The organism is Okeania sp., from assembly GCF_035285525.1.
Classification (GTDB): domain Bacteria; phylum Cyanobacteriota; class Cyanobacteriia; order Cyanobacteriales; family Microcoleaceae; genus Trichodesmium.
The window spans coordinates 1-20192 of the sequence record NZ_JAYKGW010000098.1 but is presented as its reverse complement, the minus strand read 5'-3'; the positions used below and the strand labels follow the sequence as shown (position 1 = coordinate 20192).

Annotated in this window: 20 protein-coding genes and 1 pseudogene; 7 read left to right on the top strand and 14 right to left on the bottom strand. The window is 35.5% G+C overall.

What is annotated here, in order from left to right; all coding sequences use genetic code 11:
- Positions 1-495: 495 nt before the first annotated feature.
- The gene (locus VKJ25_RS09275; protein WP_324236341.1) at positions 496-1182 is read right to left on the bottom strand and encodes an RNA-guided endonuclease InsQ/TnpB family protein; all 687 of its coding nucleotides are present in this window, start codon (positions 1180-1182) and stop codon (positions 496-498) included.
- Positions 1160-1708 (bottom strand): RNA-guided endonuclease InsQ/TnpB family protein, encoded by a 549-nt coding sequence (locus VKJ25_RS09270; protein ID WP_324236340.1) that lies wholly within the window; start codon positions 1706-1708, stop codon positions 1160-1162. The genes VKJ25_RS09275 and VKJ25_RS09270 overlap by 23 nt, the downstream gene beginning before the upstream one ends.
- 66 nt (positions 1709-1774) lie before the next feature.
- On the opposite strand from VKJ25_RS09270, the gene VKJ25_RS09265 reads away from it, so the two are divergent.
- Positions 1775-1945 carry a hypothetical protein gene (locus VKJ25_RS09265; protein ID WP_324236339.1) on the top strand — a complete coding sequence of 57 codons (171 nt, stop codon included), beginning with the start codon at positions 1775-1777 and terminating at the stop codon, positions 1943-1945.
- A 65-nt stretch (positions 1946-2010) separates the two neighbouring features.
- On the opposite strand, the gene VKJ25_RS09260 is transcribed toward VKJ25_RS09265, so the two are convergent.
- The gene (locus VKJ25_RS09260; protein ID WP_324236348.1) at positions 2011-2973 is read right to left on the bottom strand and encodes an aldo/keto reductase; all 963 of its coding nucleotides are present in this window, start codon (positions 2971-2973) and stop codon (positions 2011-2013) included.
- A gap of 654 nt (positions 2974-3627) precedes the next feature.
- Positions 3628-4572, bottom strand: coding sequence for a tetratricopeptide repeat protein (locus VKJ25_RS09255; RefSeq protein WP_324236338.1), 945 nt, complete (start codon positions 4570-4572; stop codon positions 3628-3630).
- A 941-nt stretch (positions 4573-5513) separates the two neighbouring features.
- On the opposite strand from VKJ25_RS09255, the gene VKJ25_RS09250 reads away from it, so the two are divergent.
- Positions 5514-5642 (top strand): hypothetical protein, encoded by a 129-nt coding sequence (locus VKJ25_RS09250; protein ID WP_324236337.1) that lies wholly within the window; start codon positions 5514-5516, stop codon positions 5640-5642.
- Positions 5643-5693: 51 nt separating this feature from the next.
- Here VKJ25_RS09250 and VKJ25_RS09245 read toward each other — a convergent pair whose 3' ends face one another.
- The 4 genes from VKJ25_RS09245 to clpS all read right to left on the bottom strand — a co-directional run bounded on the left by VKJ25_RS09245 (position 5694) and on the right by clpS (position 8273).
- Positions 5694-6116: a response regulator gene (locus tag VKJ25_RS09245; RefSeq protein WP_324236336.1), complete on the bottom strand. Its 423-nt coding sequence runs from the start codon at positions 6114-6116 to the stop codon at positions 5694-5696.
- A gap of 264 nt (positions 6117-6380) precedes the next feature.
- Positions 6381-6530 carry a hypothetical protein gene (locus VKJ25_RS09240; protein WP_324236335.1) on the bottom strand — a complete coding sequence of 50 codons (150 nt, stop codon included), beginning with the start codon at positions 6528-6530 and terminating at the stop codon, positions 6381-6383.
- 313 nt (positions 6531-6843) lie between these two features.
- Complete coding sequence (locus VKJ25_RS09235) at positions 6844-7698, bottom strand: CPBP family intramembrane glutamic endopeptidase (RefSeq protein WP_324236334.1); 855 nt, start codon at positions 7696-7698, stop codon at positions 6844-6846.
- A gap of 287 nt (positions 7699-7985) precedes the next feature.
- On the bottom strand, positions 7986-8273 hold the full coding sequence (gene clpS, locus VKJ25_RS09230) for an ATP-dependent Clp protease adapter ClpS (RefSeq protein ID WP_324236333.1): 288 nt from the start codon (positions 8271-8273) through the stop codon (positions 7986-7988).
- A gap of 452 nt (positions 8274-8725) precedes the next feature.
- Between clpS and VKJ25_RS09225 the strand changes: the two genes are divergently transcribed.
- Positions 8726-9238, top strand: coding sequence for a DUF3172 domain-containing protein (locus tag VKJ25_RS09225; protein WP_324236332.1), 513 nt, complete (start codon positions 8726-8728; stop codon positions 9236-9238).
- 261 nt (positions 9239-9499) lie between these two features.
- Here VKJ25_RS09225 and VKJ25_RS09220 read toward each other — a convergent pair whose 3' ends face one another.
- Positions 9500-10702 (bottom strand): AMIN domain-containing protein, encoded by a 1203-nt coding sequence (locus VKJ25_RS09220; RefSeq protein ID WP_324236331.1) that lies wholly within the window; start codon positions 10700-10702, stop codon positions 9500-9502.
- Between the two features lie 478 nt (positions 10703-11180).
- Here VKJ25_RS09220 and VKJ25_RS09215 point away from each other — a divergent pair, with 478 nt between their 5' ends.
- The 3 genes and pseudogenes from VKJ25_RS09215 to VKJ25_RS09205 all read left to right on the top strand — a co-directional run.
- Positions 11181-11405, top strand: coding sequence for a Uma2 family endonuclease (locus VKJ25_RS09215; protein ID WP_324236330.1), 225 nt, complete (start codon positions 11181-11183; stop codon positions 11403-11405).
- A gap of 16 nt (positions 11406-11421) precedes the next feature.
- Positions 11422-11643, top strand: a complete 222-nt coding sequence (locus VKJ25_RS09210) for a hypothetical protein (RefSeq protein ID WP_324236329.1) — start codon at positions 11422-11424, stop codon at positions 11641-11643.
- A pseudogene (locus VKJ25_RS09205) lies at positions 11622-11750 on the top strand (Uma2 family endonuclease); the annotation flags it as partial. The gene VKJ25_RS09210 and the pseudogene VKJ25_RS09205, both read left to right, overlap by 22 nt.
- Here the strand turns inward: VKJ25_RS09205 and VKJ25_RS09200 are convergent.
- The 5 genes from VKJ25_RS09200 to VKJ25_RS09180 form a co-directional block, all read right to left on the bottom strand.
- Positions 11740-12036, bottom strand: coding sequence for a HEAT repeat domain-containing protein (locus VKJ25_RS09200; RefSeq protein WP_324236347.1), 297 nt, complete (start codon positions 12034-12036; stop codon positions 11740-11742). The pseudogene VKJ25_RS09205 and the gene VKJ25_RS09200 sit on opposite strands and share 11 nt — an antisense overlap.
- Before the next feature lie 355 nt (positions 12037-12391).
- Entirely contained in the window at positions 12392-12643 is a 252-nt protein-coding gene (locus tag VKJ25_RS09195; RefSeq protein WP_324236328.1) for a hypothetical protein, read from the bottom strand.
- Positions 12644-13483: 840 nt separating this feature from the next.
- Entirely contained in the window at positions 13484-14503 is a 1020-nt protein-coding gene (locus VKJ25_RS09190; RefSeq protein WP_324236327.1) for an ABC transporter ATP-binding protein, read from the bottom strand.
- A gap of 367 nt (positions 14504-14870) precedes the next feature.
- Positions 14871-15074, bottom strand: a complete 204-nt coding sequence (locus VKJ25_RS09185; protein ID WP_324236326.1) for a hypothetical protein — start codon at positions 15072-15074, stop codon at positions 14871-14873.
- A gap of 840 nt (positions 15075-15914) precedes the next feature.
- Entirely contained in the window at positions 15915-16856 is a 942-nt protein-coding gene (locus VKJ25_RS09180; RefSeq protein ID WP_324236325.1) for a histone deacetylase family protein, read from the bottom strand.
- Between the two features lie 481 nt (positions 16857-17337).
- On the opposite strand from VKJ25_RS09180, the gene gyrA reads away from it, so the two are divergent.
- Entirely contained in the window at positions 17338-19992 is a 2655-nt protein-coding gene (gene gyrA, locus VKJ25_RS09175) for a DNA topoisomerase (ATP-hydrolyzing) subunit A (RefSeq protein ID WP_324236324.1), read from the top strand.
- Positions 19993-20192: the final 200 nt, after the last annotated feature.

Here is a 20192-nt window from a genome sequence, read left to right as displayed (position 1 = left end):
AAAAAAGGTAGATATTTCTCCAATTTTTACACAAACGACACCAAAGGAAATAATATGAAGAGCAAAAAGCTTGTACTTTTTCCCAACCTTAAAAGCCTAATTTTTTTATATATCAATACTTTAATGTTTTAGGCTTTTTAGATAGCGATAAAGTACCAGATTTTCCCTTATATATAAGAGTGAAAAAGTGAGTATCTGGGTAAGACTTGGGCAGAGTTGGCAAGAGAGAATTTTTACAAGTACATCCTCTAAAACTCCTGATTCCTCTTAACTTCCACTCCACCGGAGGGGTTGGGGGTGACTTTACTCCCGACTCCCGACTCCCTACCTTGACAACAAGACTTTTTTAGCAAATTCTAATTAAAGTAATAAACCCGATTTATTATGCGTGACATACTCCCGACACTGAGACAAGCTACAGTGCGGGCTTCTCAGCGACTCTACTATGTAGACATAAACTGAGCTAGCAAGGAATGCCCTTCCTCTCCAATTGATTTAGAACAGGCTCAATTGAGTACCTTGATAAGCTTCAAATTTGATTGGTGGCAGCAAGTCTTTCATCAATACTTTGGATCGATCTCTGATATTAATTGCAGCATTATAATCACGTCCAATTGATAATCCACAATTAGGACAATTATGCTGTCTCTGAGCCAAAGTTTTCTTGACTTTATGACCACATCTACTACATTCAACAGATGTTCCATGAGGTTTGACTTCTACAATTAACTGACCAGCTTTTTCGGCTTTGTTAGCTAATATAGTATTAAATTGACCCCAACCTGCATCATGTACAGACTTAGCTAACTTAGACTTAGCCATACCTTTAATATTCAAATCTTCTACTGCTGTAATGTCATATTTTTTCAACAAATTATTAGCAGTTTTAAAGTGAAAATCTTTTCTAGTATCAGCTACTTTTCTATGCTTTTTGGCTAGTTGTTTAATAGCTTTTTGTCTACGTTTAGAGCCTTTCTTTCTTCTAGATGCTTTTCTTTGTGCTGACTTGAGTTTTCGTTCAGACTTTCTCAAATATTTAGGAGCTGGTACGGACTCATTATCCGAAGTAACGTAGAAGTCTATTAACCCTACATCTATACCTACAATATTACCTCGTTTAATATCTGGTTTAATTTCGGGTACAGACTTATCTTCTAAACTAAATGTGACTTGCGGAGCCATTAGATTTTTGGGTAATTGATGCTGTTTTGATGCTAAAACCATCTGGAATAGGTCTATGTACAATTACTTTTACATCACCAATTTTAGATAATTTAACTCTATTGTTGATAAAATGATGCTGCTGAAATTGAGCATAAGTGAATGTCTTGTACTGACCTTTGCCTTTGAATCTAGGCTTGCCTGAGCGTTTACCTTTGATGTCACCTTTCAGCCATCTTTTAAAAGCTAATTCAACCCGTTTTGGCACTTCTTGCAAAACTTGAGAATGAATCTCTTTGTACCAAGGTCTGTCTACTTTTAATTGAGTTAATGACTTTTGCTGACTAAATCTTGTTGGCTGGTCTTTTAATTCGGGAAGATGGCATATTAAAGGACAAGCATTAATTGGACAACGATTTTGCTCCCACCAATTAAACCTTTCAGCCAACATATAATTATATTGACAACGCAACATATCTAAAATTCTATCTATTTTTTCTGCTTGTTCTTTTGTTGGACGTAGTTTATATTGGTAGGCTATTCTCATCTTTCTTTTCCCTTTCGACCATATATCTATTATAATAGTATGTATACATAATTGCAACATATAACTATGAAAGAATCATTACATTGTCGAATGACTAAAGAAAGATTAGATAAGTTAAGATTATATGCAGTCAAAAAACAAAAAACAATGACTCAGGTAATAAGTGATTTCATAGATAATTTGCCAGATGATGTAGAAGACAAACGGTCACAGGTTGATAAATTGGTAGAAAGATAACGCATTCATCCCGACACCAAATAAATTATGGTGCGGGACTTCTGCTAAATAACTGTTAAACCTTGTTAAAAATCCCACATAACAGGACGATCGTCTAAATGCTCCGTAACTATTTGCCCAATAGCATCAATTTCTGCCAACTCATCCTCAGATAATTTAACATCAGCAGCTTTAGCATTAGCAATAGCTTGTTCTGCATTCCGCGCTCCCACAATAGCATTTGTCTGGGGTTGAGCAATCAACCACGCGATCGCTAATTGAGCCATCGTACATTGTTTTCTTTCTGCAATAGGGCGTAATTTTTGTAAAGCTGTTTGTACCCGTTCGTAATTTTCTTTAATAGCAAATAATCTATTTTTAGAGCGATGATCCCCTTCGGCAAATTTATGTTCTAGTCCGAATTTACCTGTTAATAATCCCTGTGCTAAAGAAGAATAAGCAATCATAGAAATCTTATTTTCAACACAGTAAGGCATTTCTTCTTTTTCTATTATTCTCCAGAATAAAGAATAGGGTGGTTGCAGACTATCAATTATACCATATTGACAAGCTTCTGCTATTTGTTTACTAGAGAAATTAGAAACACCAATTGCTCTAATTTTACCATCTTCTTTCAGTTTATTAAGAGCATTCATTGTTTCTTCTATGGGTACAATTTCACTATGAAAATAACCAGAAGGCCAATGAATTTGATACAGATCAATATAATCAGTATTAAGATTTTTTAGAGAGCGATGACAAGCCTCTATTACTTGGTCATATTTGAGATGATTAGCAAAAACTTTAGTAGCTAAAACCACTTGTTCCCGCACATTTCCCAATGCTTGAGCTACAATTTTTTCTGAGTAACCATCTCCATAAACTTCAGCAGTATCAACTGTTGTAATACCTGCATTAAAAGCTTCTCTAATTGCTTTAATAACCTCAGAATCTTCAATACCTACCCACATCTTTTTTCCTGCTTGCCATGTCCCCATAATGATTGGAGTAATTTTAATTTCAGATGTGCCTAATCTTCGCTTTTCCATCATAGTATCCTAATTATTTTAACTATTGGACTAACACAGCTAATTTTGTGTGTTATATCAAATCCGCTTAATTCGGTAGAAAAAAATGTTTCATCTTTACTATATCTTCCCACACTTCCCACCCTCTTTTTACACCGATACTGCCGGACATGATATTATGGAAGAGATTTGATACCAATCTCAAGTCCCAATAATAAAAGCGAGCGCTGTAGTAATACACTAGAGCGATCGCTTTTTTTGCATATAGGACTCTTCTAAAAATAACCCAAACAATTTTTTTATGGAACAGGACTTACACGGGAGGCACTATATATAGAGTCTTCCTCAGTTACGAGATACGCTTTTTCCTTTCCTGCGAAATGCTACGCAAACCGAATGCTTCCCTACGGGATGCTACGCATTCATGTCCCGTAGCGTTTCATGTCCGCTCAAGGGCGGAAAACACACCCTACCAATAGCGTTTATAGGTAAATCCTATAGAAAAAAAAGTTCACAATTGATTTCCGATAAAATTTGTAAAGCTTATTTTTATAGGACTTACCCATGAGGTATCAAAAACAGGGGTTTGAGATTGCTTCCTGTTGTCGTATCGGACAAAAATACCTTGCAGTTGCCTAAGTCCTGTTTGATAAAGTCCTATTATAGCTCAATTAACTATTTAGTTGACTTTGCTTGCTCATAATGTTGAGCTGCTTCTGTAGTACGACCTTGTTTAGTCAAGATATCGCCCATGATACGGTGCAAAGAAGGTGTATTTGGTTTCAGATCAAGTGCCTTCTCATAATTAGCAATAGCATCGCCCAATAAACCTTTCTTGCGGTAAGCAGTCCCCAAACTTCCGTAAGCATTTGCTTGATTAGGGTTAATCTCTAGTGCTTTCTCAAAGCTAGCGATCGCCTCATCTAACAAACCTTGTTTCATTTGGGCCGTACCCAAGTTTACATATATTTTTTTACCAAGATCAGGTTTTAACTCCAGGAGTTTGTTGTAAGAAGCGATCGCCTCTTCAAACCTTTTTTGTTTTTCCAAAGTGCTTGCTAACTTCAAATAAACTGAGGGAGGTGTTTTTGGATTCAAATCCACTGTTTTTTGGTAAGCTGCAACTGCTTCATTAGCTTGAATCTTTTGAGTTTTTCCAGTTCCTAGCTTAATGAGAATATCCCCATATTGTTTGTAGTTTGTAGCTTTAACAGCATTTGCATCTAATTCTATTGCCTTTTGGAAAGCAGCTACAGCTCCATACAAATTGTTTTGTTTTGTCAAAGCCTTTGCCAACCGCAAATATGCTGGGACATTTTTAGGACGTAAAGCAATAACCTGATAACAATAGTTAATCACTTCTTGCCAATTTTTCTGCATGGTATAGAGAACCACAAGCTGATTTAAAACTTTAAAGTTTTTAGGAGCTTGCTTGAGAGCTTTATTATACTCTTGGATTGCTTCCTCAATGGAACCTTTTGCTTGGAGTGCTTTGGCTTGCTTAATATTTTCTGCTACTTTTGCAGTTTTTTTTGCTGGTATGGCACCTTTTTGTTTAAGTGCTTTGGCTTGTTTAACGTTTTGTGCTGCTTTTGCAGTCTTTTTTACAGGTGATGGCATAACTAAAATTTATGAGATTACGGATAATGTTAGCACATAAAAATCCTAAATAGGGTTTGTTGAAACAGTCTTTATCAGAAAATGGGGAAGTGGGGAGTCATTTTTTTACCCAACTATGCGCCCAAAATGCGCTTCTTTTTGAATCTGAGCGACCTAAAAGCTGATACTTTTTTAGGCGTTAAAAAGGTTGAAACCTATGTCTGTAAAAGCTTTTATATTTAATCAGCAAACCCTAAATAGGTTGTAACAATTTAAAAACTGGAAATAAATTCCCAAACTCTTGCCCATTGACCATTGCCTCCAAACCTCCATACTAAAAAGCGTTCAATAATTAATAATTAACAATTAATAATTAATAATTATCTCTTCTTATAAAATCTTTCACCCAGGGCCGCACCGTTTGTGCGGGCCGGAAAGCCGGTATAGGGGGTGTACTTCACTGGCAACGGAAAGTGCTTTCAATAATCGATAATTGATCGGGACTTACGCAAGGGTACTATATATAGTGTGTCGGTGCGTTGTGCGTTATGCGCTTTACATCTCGCGTACACCCTACTGGACTGACACAGCTAAAATGGTGCATTAGGCAGTAGGGAAGTAGAGGAGTAGGGGAATAGGGGAGAAACATTTTTGTAACCTATAGCTATTGCACCATTTTAGGTGAAACAATGCACTACTGATAGCTTTCAATAATGGATAATTGATAATTACCTCTTCCTTTTAGGGAGGGGATTGAATAAAAAGAAAAAATTTATTTCTGAAGGGGAGATTAGAAATGGCGTTTTCGGCACTTTTTCCCCTTGAAAGGGGAGGCTTCAAGGTGCTAATTATTTAATTATTTAATTATTTAATTATTTAATTATTTAATTATTTAATTATTTAATTATTTAATTATTAATTCTTTGGTAACGTCTACTTACTTATACCATTTATCAAAAAGAATGCTATATCTGATGGGGTGGGGAAGTCTGGGAAGTGTAGGAAGTGTGGGGAGAAGAAAAGCAGGAAAAATAATTACTAACCAACTAATAATTGTCAAGCCAAAGACTTTTAATCTTGGTAATTATTGACTGTTACAATATGGCGTTCAGTATAGCATTACTTTTGGTAATTGGTATTAGTTATTTAATTTGCTCCTGATATTTTCGTAATACTTCAATCAAATCTTGAATCCCGATAGGTTTAGTTAAATAATCATTCATTCCCGCATCAAAACATAATTGCTTATCACTTTCTATCTCATTGCCAGTAACTGAAATAATATAAGGTATTTCTGTAGGTGAAAACTGCTCATAAATTTTTTTTGTTGCTTCTAAACCACCCATCACTGGCATTTGCATATCCATTAAAATAATATCGTATTTCTGACGCTTCAAAGCATTTAAAACTTCTAAGCCATTGGAAACAGCATCTGCCGAATAGCCTAATTTTTTTAAAATATTTAGGACAATTTTTTGGTTAACCCTATTATCTTCTGCTAATAAAATTTGTAAAGGTAATTCCTCAGCTAATATAGGAATTTCTTTAGTTTTATCATTTGGCATTTTTTTTATTAATCTAATTAATGAGTTGTTTCTGAAAAATTCCTAAAAATACTTGATAAAGTTCAGATTTAAGACTAAATATTATCATTTCAGTTATCAGTTATAGTACCTCTCGCTGTTGGCGCAGCATGACCTAGGAAAGCCTCTGGTTTTAAATACTAAAGTTTCTTTTATTCTTTTCTAGAGCGACAGCTCGTGGTGCAGTCAAGGGCAGGTTTGAGGTAAGCATTCAGCCCTCAGCCATCAGCTATCAGCTATTTTTTTTTAGATGTAAATCTCATCTTTAATACTATATTTATAAATATTTCTCTTAATATCAAACTTTATAATGGATAGCTTTAAAAACAGAGTCTTGTTGCTGATAGCTAATAGCTGAATGCTTACGGCTTGAGACCTTATTTTTTGGTTAGTCATTTCAGTTATCAGTTATCAGTAGAGAGTGAACCTCCGAATTTAGTCGGAGGCTTGAAATACTGAGTTAAAATTTTTTCATCCCCGAACCAGGGGAGGCTTTATACCTCTTTTTTTGGTAAAGGTTATTTAATAATAATGAATAAATAATAAATATCATACCATAAAGATAGAAAAAATCAATCATAGCAATTTTCATACTAATAATAATTATTATGATCATTATGGGGAGTTGGCGATCGCCACCTAGTCTCCACCACCCATCTTAAAAGATGACTTTTTTTTGTGTTTGAGTGTTCCCGATTTTTGAATATAATTACTTATCACTTAATTTAGATACACCTATCCAGAGAGAGATCGCTCCTAAAAATAATAACCCCATTAAACTTGCCAAAGGATTACCATCTATTCCAACTAACCACTCTTCAACTCCTTGAGAATATTTGACTAAACTACCTACATTAATAATATAATATCCCCACACTAAACCAGTATGAATACCCATCGGTAAACCTAATAATTTTTGTTTCTTATTCTTAGTCTTATCTAACTTTTTTTCACTACTACGTTTTGCCAAAACAAATATTAAACCTAATAAAACTAAACCCGGAAATTGTAGCCAAGTTCGTAAAATTTCCTCAAGAGGTTTAATAAAATGTAGCACTGCATAAACAATACTACTTACCCATAAAACTACATTTGAGTGATAATTTCTCTCTAATTCATCTAATAACCAACCCCGAAATAATAACTCTTCTGCAAAACCAATACCAACAGCAACTAACAAACCTTCAAAAATAAACTGTAGAAACTTTTCTGACGGTGATTGCCATACTAACCACCCTAAAAATATCTCTAATATAAACAGACTAAATAAACCAAATAAACCTATACCTAAACCTTGGAAAAATAATTGAAAATTCCGCTTATTTATTACTAAACCGTAGCGACGTAATAGACGAGGTTCCTGATATACATTCTTTCCCCATAACCTAACTAAAATAATAAACTCAAAGTAGAGTATAGTGATCGTCAAAATGCTTTCTAGATTAATATCTTTCACCAATAAATATATCGGTATTGCCAATGGCATCCATATCACAATCAATGTTAAAATAAAAATTCCGATTCTTGCCAGAGCAGAAAACTTTGCTATTTTAGTAAATGTCATTTCAGTTATCAGTTATCAGTACCATTTCAGTTATCAGTACCATTTCAGTTATCAGTACCTCGTCGAATAAAGAAAAAAAATTACTTTTAGCCAATCCTCTTCTTTATAAGAAGAGGTAATCATTAGACATCTCCAATCATCAAAAATCAAATCAATTATCCCACAAAAATAATTAATTCTTTCTCCCTACTCCCTACTCCCTGCTCCCTACTCCCTACTTCCTACCCTAACAACAAGAAACCGAGTTCCTCAGTCGAGAAACCCGGTTTCTATTATTATAAATTAAATCAATCATCAGGTTCTATGGTACTTGTCAGTCCATGATTTTTTAAATTTTCGCAGTAGAACTCTGCTGGCTCTAAAGCGCATACAATCACTAATGCAATACCATTAGAATGAGCTTCCATCATTATACTTACAGCTTGGGGTTGAGTCAAACTCGGTACAGTCTTCATTAATACCTGCACTACATATTCCATACTGTTAAAATCATCGTTATGAAGTAAAACTCGATAACGAGGTGCAGGTTTGCGGATTGTGGAAGTGGTAGGTTTTTCTATAATCTCTACAGACAATGTTTTATACCCGCTTACTTAAACAAACTAATGCTAATTTTATACTTAAAATATGTTAACATAAAACTTAATATTAGACTCGGAAGTTAGATAAAAAATTCTATTTTTTTGTCATCTGACTTTTTTATTGTCACTTTTGACTTAAAAAAATGCTAGAGTATAACCATTAAGAAATGATTTGTGAGAAAAAACTGTAGGGGTTTGGTTTCCAAATCCCTAGTGCTTGGATTTCAAAACCAAACCCCGTTAGATAAAATCTTACAAACTATTCAGGATTACTATAGTTATACCATTAACCAAAACAGGTACTTTTAATGCTTCCTTCTGCCTACTCAAAACAAATTATTTTCCTGCTAAAATTTATCATAGTGGGAATATGTTAGGAATTACCTCTAACTTCTGACTTGTGTGTAGCTTTTGCTCAAATAATTTCAGATAATATATATTTTTAAATGAAACGTAGAAATCAAAGCATGACTCAACCATCCAGATTCAATTATGCTACTCTAGCAATTCTAGGAGGAGTATTTATTTTAGGTATTGGTATTGGCATTGCCTTCAGCTCCACTGCTAATTTTACCCCACAAAATGTAGCTTCTCGTGAATTTATAGATCGCAGCGTACCTAACCCCGAACTTTGTGTACAGTTTGGAGCGAGCGCTATGGTAATGAATATGCGCGTTTTCTTGACTTTAAACCCTTTTAATGTATATGTATCTCAACCAGGTATGGAACCAGGATGTGTCATCCGCAGAAATAATTGGACAATTCTAGAACAACGAAATTTACTTAACAACGATCAAGTTCGTGATTGTAAAAATCGGATGAATACTTTTGGGTATACAGGAGATATTAATGATGAACCAGAAGTTGACTGTGTTTATCAAAATAATAATGCTCAAAACCTATTTTTGAAAAATCAATTAGGACCGGGAATGACTGCACCTGAAAATAACAATTTCTAGAAAATAGGGAGTTGTTCAGTCATCAGTTATCAGTTATCAGTTATCAGTTATCAGTTGTAACAAAAAATTTAGAGGAGATAGTTAGAAGAATTATCCCTTGATTTTTCTGACTATCTTTTCTATGATTCCTGACTGTCAGGGCTTAGACAAATCAACCAAGAAACCCGATCTATTGTACTAATTATTTGTTAAAATGAAGAAGTTTCGTCTATAAACCCGGTTGCTGCGTAAGCCCATTATCAATTATAAATTATTAATTATCTATTTATTGTTGAAATCATAAAATCTAGAGAGGGGTAAATCTTTAACCAAACGAACTTCTACAATACGATTTGCTTCGACAGTGACAGGTTGACGAGGGGCAGTCAAAACCAAACTACCAGCTCCCAGTGCTGCTCCTGCCAAAAGACCAAGACCAGAACCTGTCAGAAGTAACAATGCTAGTCCCCCACCAACACTCCTACCTGCTAAATCTTGTTTATCAATATCAGGGTTTCCTTGAAGTAATTCAGATTCAGCAGCAAAAGAAATAAAACTGCCATTCAAATATATAGCTCTAGCGGTAAATTTACTACCCTGAGTTTTAGTATTAAAACTACCAATAACAGGCGTTTTAGCTGGTACTATAACTCTACCAGATTGATCAGCGATCGCTTCTTTGAGAAGTAAAACTTCTTGTATCTGAACATCTTGTGGTAGTGTCAGTTTTCCAGTAGGGTAAATTAAACTTATTACCTTTCCTTCTTTAAGCAAAATATCAGCATTATCTTCAGATTTGTTTTTTTCCGAAGTTTCAGGTAAAGGTTCTCCAAAAGAAATTACATCTACTGATTTAGTATCGCTATCGTTTGTTTCTTCTACAGGTTTAGGTTGTGGAGGAGGTTGAATAAATTTATCTGCTTCTGGAAGACTTGGTTGCTCTGACTTTAGTGGAGTCAAAACTTGATTATTTTCTTCTGGAAGACTTGGTTGCTCTGACTTTGGTGGAGTCAAAACTTGATTATTTTCTTTTGGTTTTGAGATTTCTCCCTCATTTACAAGTAGACGTAACTGCCAACTATTTTCTTGGGGTTTAACCTGTTCTAATTTTATTTGTTGATAAGATACAGCTACCTCTGGAGCAAAATGTATCACCACTTTTGCTTGTGTTGGTTTTTCTTGAGAGAGACTAACTTGACGCACCAACTGTTCTGGATATAATTCATTTACATTTACACTAACTTCGGTATTGGGAATATAAACTACTAAACGATTAGGTTTGCTTTCTACCTGATAAGTAGGAATCGTACCTGTTGGGAGAGTAAACTGAAGTTGATTATTATCGGGATCAAAAAACCAGTTGGTTAAGAAAGCGGCAAAAACTGGACTAGGTAAACTAAAACTTATTGCTAGCGTTCCCATTAAGCTAATAAATTTTAATCTGGATTTTAATTTTGATAGATTTTTTTGATATTGACTTACCATTACTTACTAACTCCTCAGAATGCCACAATTATTTTAAGCTAAAATATATAAACTTAGGACTTACGGAGAAATCGGGTTTATGAACGAGATTTCCTGGTTTGAACAACAAGATCGCGGCAATAAACCCGGTTTCTTGGTTGAGAGCGTGTAAGTCCTGAAACTATAAAGTTCGTAAAACTTGACTAAAATATAACATTATCTCAAAGATAGCCATAAATGAAAAGCTGTAGGGGTTTAGTCTCGAAACACTAGGGATTTGGAGACCAAACCCCTACAAGAAAATTTTACAACCTATTTAGGATTGCTATAGATTAACATAATAACGGTAAAGAAGGCAAAATCATGGAAAAATCGACAATTTATTTACCACCCAGATTAGAATTAAAAATGAATTTGACTCAAGAACAATTTTGGCAACAAAGCCCAAGAAAATGATAATTTAAAATTTGAAAGAACTGCTACAGGAGAATTAATTATTATGTCACCTACAGGAGCAAATACTGCAGAAAGAAACTCCGATCTAAATTTTCAACTAAGAGCATGGAACCGTAAAAATAAATTAGGTAAAGTATTTGATTCTAATGGTTGTTTTACTTTACCAAATGGAGCTGTTCTTTCTCCTGATGCTTCTTGGGTAAAACTTGAAAGTTGGGATAGTTTAACTCTTGAAGAACAAGATAAATTTGCACCTTATATGTCCTGATTTGGTAGTGGAATTAATGTCTCCTAGTGATAGTTTACCAAAAACACGAGAAAAGATGTTAGAGTATGTAGAAAATGGTGCATTATTAGGATGGTTAATTAGTAGACATCTCCTCCAAATGAGGGAACAGGGAACACTAGATATGTGGGAACAGGAAGAAATAATTGATAATTTATGGATAAGAATTGATTTAATTTTTTATTTTTGGAGATGTCTAATCGAAAAAAACGAGAAGTAGAAATTTATCGCCCTCAGCAAGAAGCAGAAATATTGAAATATCCGGAGATCGTGTCTGGAGAAAATGTTTTGCCTGGATTTGTATTAGATTTAGAAACTATTTGGTAATATTTGATGTAGGGCCACTACCTAACTTACCTAAAGATATAGATGCCTCCTTACATACATCAGAATTTTTATCCTGAAGTCTAGCTAGTGAAGCGCTGAGTACCATTTCTGAGTTGTTGCCCAATTTGCTTAAGGCTTTGACTACACTCCCGCGCACAGTAGAATCATTATCTTCGATATGTTCTAGTAAGATACTGACTACAGATTCTGAGTTGTTCCCCAAATTACCCAAAGCAAAAGCTGCCCTCTTGTGGACACTAGAATCATTATCTTTCAGTTGTGCCAGTAACGTGGCAATTACCTCATCCTCATAACTTACGCATTAACCCTATTGGTAGGGTGTGTTTTGCGTTCCGCAAAGCTCCGCTTTATATGTCGGCTCAAGCGCCGAAACGCTAAGCGACATGTAAAGGGGTAGCGTAACGCACCAGCACACCATATATAGTACCTCCCGTGTAAGTCCTGATCCTTTTCTCCTAATTCTGCTTGATATTTCAACAACCTTTCCTCATAAATTAAATCTGCTCGCTCTTTCAACATCTTCAAAGTAGAATTCTCTAAATCAGTTTCAGAAAAATTACAAAGAATTTGTTCAACCTTCTAAAAAGCTTTATAACCAGTCTGCTTCTCATTGCTTACCTCTAACTCAACCAACTTCTCCAAAATCTCTTGCACCAAATCACCATCAACACTCCGTAAACTTTCGGTTCTTCTGCCAAACAACTACCAGCAAACAACAAATCCCGATGTAACCACTCCTCATACTCACTACCACGCCTTAATATCTCCCGCATCGCCTTTGCTACTTTCTTCGGCTTTTGTTCCGCTATCAATAATAGTAAAACTTCCTCCCAATGGGAATCATGCAAATACTTCCGAATACAACCCAACACAATCTCAAAATCATCCTCATTATCGGCTTGATAATCAATTTCCTCAATTTTTTAAATCCATTCCATCCATCGGGTTTAGCAGAATAAAATAAAAGGTCAAAAAAAGAGAGTGTTTTTTCCCATTTTTTAACAGCTTTTTCTCCAGATTCAATTGCCTTTTCTATGTCGGTTTTGTGGAGAGATTGAATTAAGCGATCGCCACCTTGTTTTCAAACACTGCCCAACAAAGGAGCTGCTATTTTTGGTAATTCCCAACCTAAGAACAATGGTTCCATAATTTTACCTTTAATTCTAGATAAATTATATCAGGATTTACGCATAATCTTTAGTAGTGTGGTAGTGGTAGGGTGTGTTAGCGCAGCGTAACGCACCGAAATCTTAAGAAAGCGGTGCGTTAATGAAATGTAACGCACCCTACAAAACTTATGAACTCATTTTGGCGGTGCGTTAATGAAATGTAACGCACCCTAAAAAATAGCTTCTGACTTCTGACTTCTAACTTCGTTAACGCATACAGGACTTACACGAGAGGTACTATATATAGAGTTAAAAAAACTATTGTGCAATAGTTTTAAGCGCTATATCTAGGATGGCTGCGTAAGTGCTGACATAGTTTAGTATTGGAGAAAATTTCTAGTTGGTAGAGGGTACGGTTCCCGAAAAATTGGAGACCAAACCCCTACGGTGTCTAATTCTAAGGATACTACCGGATTTGAGCTTATTTGTAGGAGCGATTCGATTCGCGATATATAAAGCGGAGCTTGGCGCTAGCAAATTCGATTCGCCCATACTGAAATCCCTGTTACCAAAACAACTTCTGACTTCTGACTTCTGATTTCCTTAACGCATACTCTGTTTTTTCTCTGCTTTCAAATCTCGACTATTGGCAGCAGCTAACTCTGCATCCATTAACGTTTTTCCTGTTGCTGCCAGATAAACATCATCTAAACTTGGTCGCGCTTGAGCAATACCAAAAATAGGTAAACCTGCTGCTTGTAATGACTGTTGAATCGTAATTAAAGCATCACTCTGAGGTGTGACAACCAAATTTAAAGAATTTCCTTGAGCACCATTAATAATAACTTCTTGAACTATTGGTAAAGGTTCCAGTAATGTTTTCGCTGTTTCTGCTTCTTCTGGGGGAGAAAATTCTCTAATGCGGAGAGTGATGCGATCGCCTCCTACCCTATCTTTAAGTTCAGAAGGAGTACCAGTTGCTATGACTACACCTTTGTCAATAATAGCTACCCGATCTGCTAAAGCGTCAACTTCTTCGAGATAATGACTGGTAATCAAAACTGTTGTCCCTGAGTCTCGCAACTGACGCAAAAAATCCCATACTGCTACCCGACTATTAATATCTAAACCAACGGTGGGTTCATCCAAAACTAAAACATCTGGTTGATGTAGTAAACCTGCTGCTAAGTCCAGACGTTTGCGAATACCGCCGGAGTAAGTACCGGTTTTTTTATCCGCCCAATCTTCTATACCCAGGAGGCTAATCACTTTATTAATTCTTTCTTTTGCCATTTTGCCAGGAATGTGATATATAGCTGCCTGTAATTGGAGTAGTTCTCGACCTGTTAATACTTTGTCTAGGGCCACTTCTTGGGCAACATACCCCAGGAGTTGTCTAGCCATTCTTGGTTGGTCAGTTACGGAAATACCGGAGACTTCTAAACGTCCAGCATCTGGAGTAATGAGAGTACATAGAGCGCGTAAGGTGGTGGTTTTACCAGCGCCGTTGGGGCCGAGTAAACCAAATATTTCTCCAGGTTCTATCTGAAAGGAAACGTCCTTAACTGCTACAGATGAACCATAACTTTTTTGTAGGTTTTCTATTAAAATTGCTGATGTCATAGTTATGGATATATTTAAAGTTTTCCCTGAATATTGTAATTCTTTATTATTTATTTGACCAAAAAATCAGGAAGGATAAGTAAATTTTGAGAAAAAGGGAAAACGATAACATAGAAAACTATCTTTAATATATTCTAGTAGTGATTTTTAAGTATCTGGTACTGGTGTGCAAGTAGTAATATGCTGAAAAAAGTCAATTAGTCAAGGAAATTTAATTTCTTTCAAAAAGTAGAATTAAAGGAATTTTCTGTTCCGTTTTCCCTGTTCCGTACCTCTAGTCTAAATCACTACATCTAAATAACTACCAAATATCTTTGATGGAAATGCTCTTTTTGATAGCATTCTTTATTTCAAATTAGTCTTACTTTTATTCGACTACTTTGACACATCCACGACTAACATGATCGACTAAATTTTTAATCATTAGATATTCATCATTGTCTAAACGACCTATCAGTAATATACGTCGAATTTGTTGGCGTTCATTGCTAGTAATAACGTTGGAGGACATTACTTTATTAAATAGTTCCTCAAGTACATTTTTTGCTGGTGATATATTAAGTAGTTGCATACTAATCGTTTACTGATGACTAACTAAAACTTACAATTTTAAGTATTATGGTTTTGCTAATTAAATTCAGTGATTTTAGTAGTGATTAGTTAATGATTGTTATCAAGTTAATTCGTAGTTATTGTCATAGATTGAAGGTGAGTATATTCGTGTTTGTTAGTGATGCTTATCACTTAAATCAGTTATTAGACATCTCCTTAAAAGATGGAACATGGAACAGGATACGGGAAACAAAGAAGAGTAATTGATGATTTATGGATAATAATTGATTATATTGGTGATTAAGTATCAGCAGTATAAAACTTTTGATATTCAGGCTTTGTACGTCATTTATCGCAAATATATTCTGTCAGTTTTCAGCAGTATAAAACTTTTGATATTTCAGCTTTGTACGTCATTTATCGCAGATATACTATCTTGTTTAGAGGGCAAATACCATTTGCCCCTACGAAAGAAACCGGGTTTATTTACAGAAATTTCGTGGTGTAAAAAACAAGAGTACAGTAATCAACTTGGTTTCTTTTTCCTATTGCCTATTTTTTACTTAGGCAAAGATACTATATGTAGAGTTAAAAAACTGTTGCGCCATAGTTTTCAGCACTATATTTAGGGTTGATTTCCGAAAATTTCGTAGTGGAAAAAACCAGAGCGCAGTAATAAATTTGGTTTCTTTTTCCTATTGCCTATTTTTTACTTAGGCAAAGGTACTATATATAGAGTTAAAAAACTATTGTACAACAGTTTTCAGCACTACATCTAGGGTTGATTTCCGAAAATTTCGTAGTGGAAAAAATCAGAGCGCAGTCATCAACTTGGTTTCTTTTTCCTATTGCCTATTGCCTATTGCCCATTCCCTCTAACTAGAAGACAACTTTCAATTGTTGCTAATACTGACTGAGATAAACTAGGTAAGTCATAACCTCCTTCTAAACCAAATAATATTTTGCGGGTTATTTGTAAACAATCTTCTGTAAATAATCCATAGTCTTTTGGTTTTAAAGAAATACCAGCTAATGGATCGTCATGGTTAGCATCATAACCAGCACTAACAATTAATAAATCTGGTTGAAAATTAGCTAAAAAGGGTACGACTTTTTCCTCAAAAGTCGGTTTATAAATAGCCATTGTGCTACCTGGTGACATGGGTAAATTTAGTACATTGTTGTAGGAACCACATTCTGAGGAATGCCCAGTTCCCGGATAACAGGGAGATTGATGGAGAGAACAGTAGGCGATATTTTTATTACTTTCCACGATTTCCTGAGTACCATTACCATGATGTACATCCCAGTCGAGAATCGCAACTTTGTTAATATCTGGTTTTTCTAAAGCGTAATGAGCGGCGATCGCTGCATTAGAAAACAAGCAAAAACCCATACCTCGTTGACTTTCAGCATGGTGTCCGGGAGGTCTTGCCAAAACAAAAGCAGGTTTCCCATTTTCCAAAACTAGATCGACCCCATCTAACCAAGCACTTACCGCTAACAATGCTACATCATAACTTTTAGCAGAAATTGGTGTATCTCCATCTAGATAACCGCCACCACTATTAGCTATTCCTGCTACTGTTCCAATATGACTACGAGAATGAACTTTTTCTAGCAGTTTCATCAATGATGAACCGCGCTGTTGTACTGAGGTGGGTGACTGCCATTGGAGTTGGCCATGATTAGGAAAAGTTTTGAGGCTTTCGACAATAGCAGTCAAACGTTCTGGTCGCTCTGGGTGTGACATGCCAGTTTTGTGTTCGAGAAATTCATCGGAATAAATAACAGAAATCATATTACAAAAATAAATATTTAGAGGTTGTGCAACTGAGTAAAACTTAAAAAAAGTGGTTAGCGGTTAGCACTCAGCAATTAGCCAGATTATTTTTCCATAGTTTAGCTGCAAAAAGCTGAGAGCTAAATGCTAAAAGCTGATAGCTAGTTACAGTAGATTCCAAGTATCTGAAGTACAGGTATTAATAGTTAAATCTTATCAGTGCGATTTTTCGGGAACCGTACATCTTGCTCGCGTGAATGTACCTCACAAAACTGGAATCCGCTGTAGTTAAAATTATACCAAGATTTTAACTTTTCATCCAAATAAAAATATCTCCTTATTTTTCCATTAAAATTAGCAAAATATTTACACAAAACCTGCTATAATTTTAGATAGAAACAGCATATTTTTTTAATCATACCAAAGTTAATTGGAATAAATCCAATTTTTGGGTATTTGTTGTTAGTTAATTCTCAATTTTAATGGAGTTTTTGATTCTATGACTACTGCTGAGTCACGAATTGTACCAACCGATCTGCGCAATGAAATGTCCCAATCATACTTGGAATATGCCATGAGCGTAATTGTAGGTCGGGCACTGCCAGATGCTAGAGATGGTCTTAAACCTGTGCATCGTCGGATACTTTATGCGATGCACGAATTAGGTTTAACTCCAGACCGTCCTTTTCGGAAATGCGCTCGTGTAGTAGGGGAAGTATTGGGTAAATACCATCCTCACGGTGATACGGCAGTGTATGATGCTTTGGTACGAATGGCTCAAGATTTTTCGATGCGATCGCCTCTAATTAATGGTCACGGTAATTTTGGTTCTGTAGATAATGACCCCCCTGCTGCTATGCGTTACACGGAATGTCGTCTGCAACTGCTCACTTGTGATGCGATGTTGCGGGATATTGATTCGGAAACAGTAGATTTTGCTGATAACTTTGATGGTTCTCAACAGGAACCGTTGGTACTGCCTTCTCGTGTTCCCCAACTATTTCTGAACGGTTCTTCTGGTATTGCGGTGGGGATGGCAACGAATATTCCTCCCCATAATTTGGGAGAATTAATTGATGGTTTGGTGGCACTTATTCACAACTCTGAAATTACTGAAAACGAATTAATGCAGCATATTCCGGGTCCTGATTTTCCTACAGGTGCTAAAATTTTGGGTAAATCTGGGATTCGGGATGCTTATACTCTTGGTCGTGGTTCCATCACGATGCGGGGTGTGGCGAATATAGAAACTATTGAACAACGGGGTCGTCCTGACAAGGAAGCTATTATTGTTACTGAGTTACCATATCAAACTAACAAAGCAGCATTAATTGAAAAAATTGCGGAACTGGTTAATGACAAAAAAATTGAGGGTATTTCTGATATTCGAGATGAGAGCGATCGCACGGGAATGCGAATTGTTATTGAATTGAAACGAGATGCTTATCCGAGAGTTGTGTTGAATAATCTCTACAAACAAACTCCTATACAAGCAAATTTTGGAGCTAATATTTTAGGATTGGTAAATTCTGAACCTCAGTTATTAACTCTGAAAAAATATCTGGAAGTTTTCCTAGAGTTTCGGGTGGAAACTATTACCAGAAGAACAGAATATGAGCTAAGAAAAGCTGAAGAAAGAGATCATTTACTACAAGGTTTGTTAATAGCTTTAGATAATTTAGACGAAATTATTCAATTAATTAGAAGTGCTGCCGATACTTCTAGTGCAAAACAAGAATTAATGGAAAATTATGATTTATCGGAAGTTCAATCAGACGCAATTTTACAAATGCAGTTAAGAAGATTAACCGCCTTAGAAGCTAAAAAAATTGAAAAAGAACATGAAGAATTACTGTTAAGAATTGCTGATTTAAAAGATATATTAGCTAAACGGGAAAGAATTTTAGAAATTATCGAAACCGAAGCCTTAGAAATTAAAGAACGTCATGCAACTCCGAGACGAACTGTGATTGAATTAGCAGAAGGAGAACTAGACGATACAGATTTAATTGCCAATGAAAAAGCCATTATTTTATTAACAGAACAAGGCTATATTAAAAGGATGCCTATTAATGCTTTTGAAGCTCAAAGTCGAGCAACTCGTGGTAAATCTGGCACGAAAATGAAAGAAGATGATGTAGTGGAACATTTTCTCAGTTGTTATGACCATGATAGTATTTTATTCTTTAGTCAAAGGGGTGTAGTTTACTGTCTAAATGCTTATCAAATTCCGATTGGTTCTCGTGTGGCGCGAGGAGTACCAATAGTGCAAATGTTACCAATTCCTAGAGATGAAAAAGTTACTTCTATTGTTCCGGTTTCCGAATTTACAGATGACGAATATTTAGTCATGTTAACTAAGGGCGGATATATCAAAAAAACAGCTTTATCGGCATTTGCTAATATTCGTTCCAATGGATTAATTGCTATTTCTTTGTCAGAAGGAGATAGTTTAAGATGGGTTAGAAGAGCGAGAGTTGACGACAGTGTAATAATTGGTTCTAGTTCTGGAATGGCAATTCACTTCAGAACAGATAATAAACAATTGCGTCCTTTAGGTCGAAATACTAGGGGAGTAAAATCTATGAAACTTATCAAGGGCGATGAGTTAATTAGTATGGATATTTTACCCAGTTCAATAGTGGAAATAATTGCTGATATAGATGAAGAAAATTTGGAATTAGAAGAGGAAGAGTTAGAAATAGAAACTGAGGAAATGGAAGAGGGAGAAACTGATGAAAATTCTGGTGGAAATGATATAGGTCCTTGGGTATTAGTGATTACAACAAATGGTTATGGAAAGCGAGTACCAGTTTCTCAATTTACTCTACAAAACCGAGGTGGAAAAGGTCGTATTGCTACTAAGTTTAAACAGAAGAAAAAGAAACAAGACCAAGTAGCTGCTTTACGAGTAGTAAATGAGGCAGAAGAATTAATGATAATTACTGCCAAAGGAATTATTATTCGTCAAGCAATAGATGCTATTTCGATTCAATCTCGTAGTGCGACAGGGGTTCGGGTACAAAGATTAGATGATGCGGATGCTATAGCAGAAGTTGCTTTAGTTCCGGCAACAGAAAATGAAGAAATAATAGAGGAAATAGAAGAGGAAGAAATAATGGAATTAGAAGTAGTAGAAACAGAGGAAGAATAAAAGTGTCGGGTGAGTTTAGCTGAAACAGTAGGGGCAGGTTTTTCAGTTAAGTTAATAATCATCCAGAAATTAGATAAACCCACCCCCTACTATTTGCTAGGGCAGGTTTATATAAAGTGTGAAAATAACCATGAAAATTTTACTTAAAACCCGCCCCTACTATTTGCTAGGGCAGGTTTATATAAAGTGTGAAAATAACC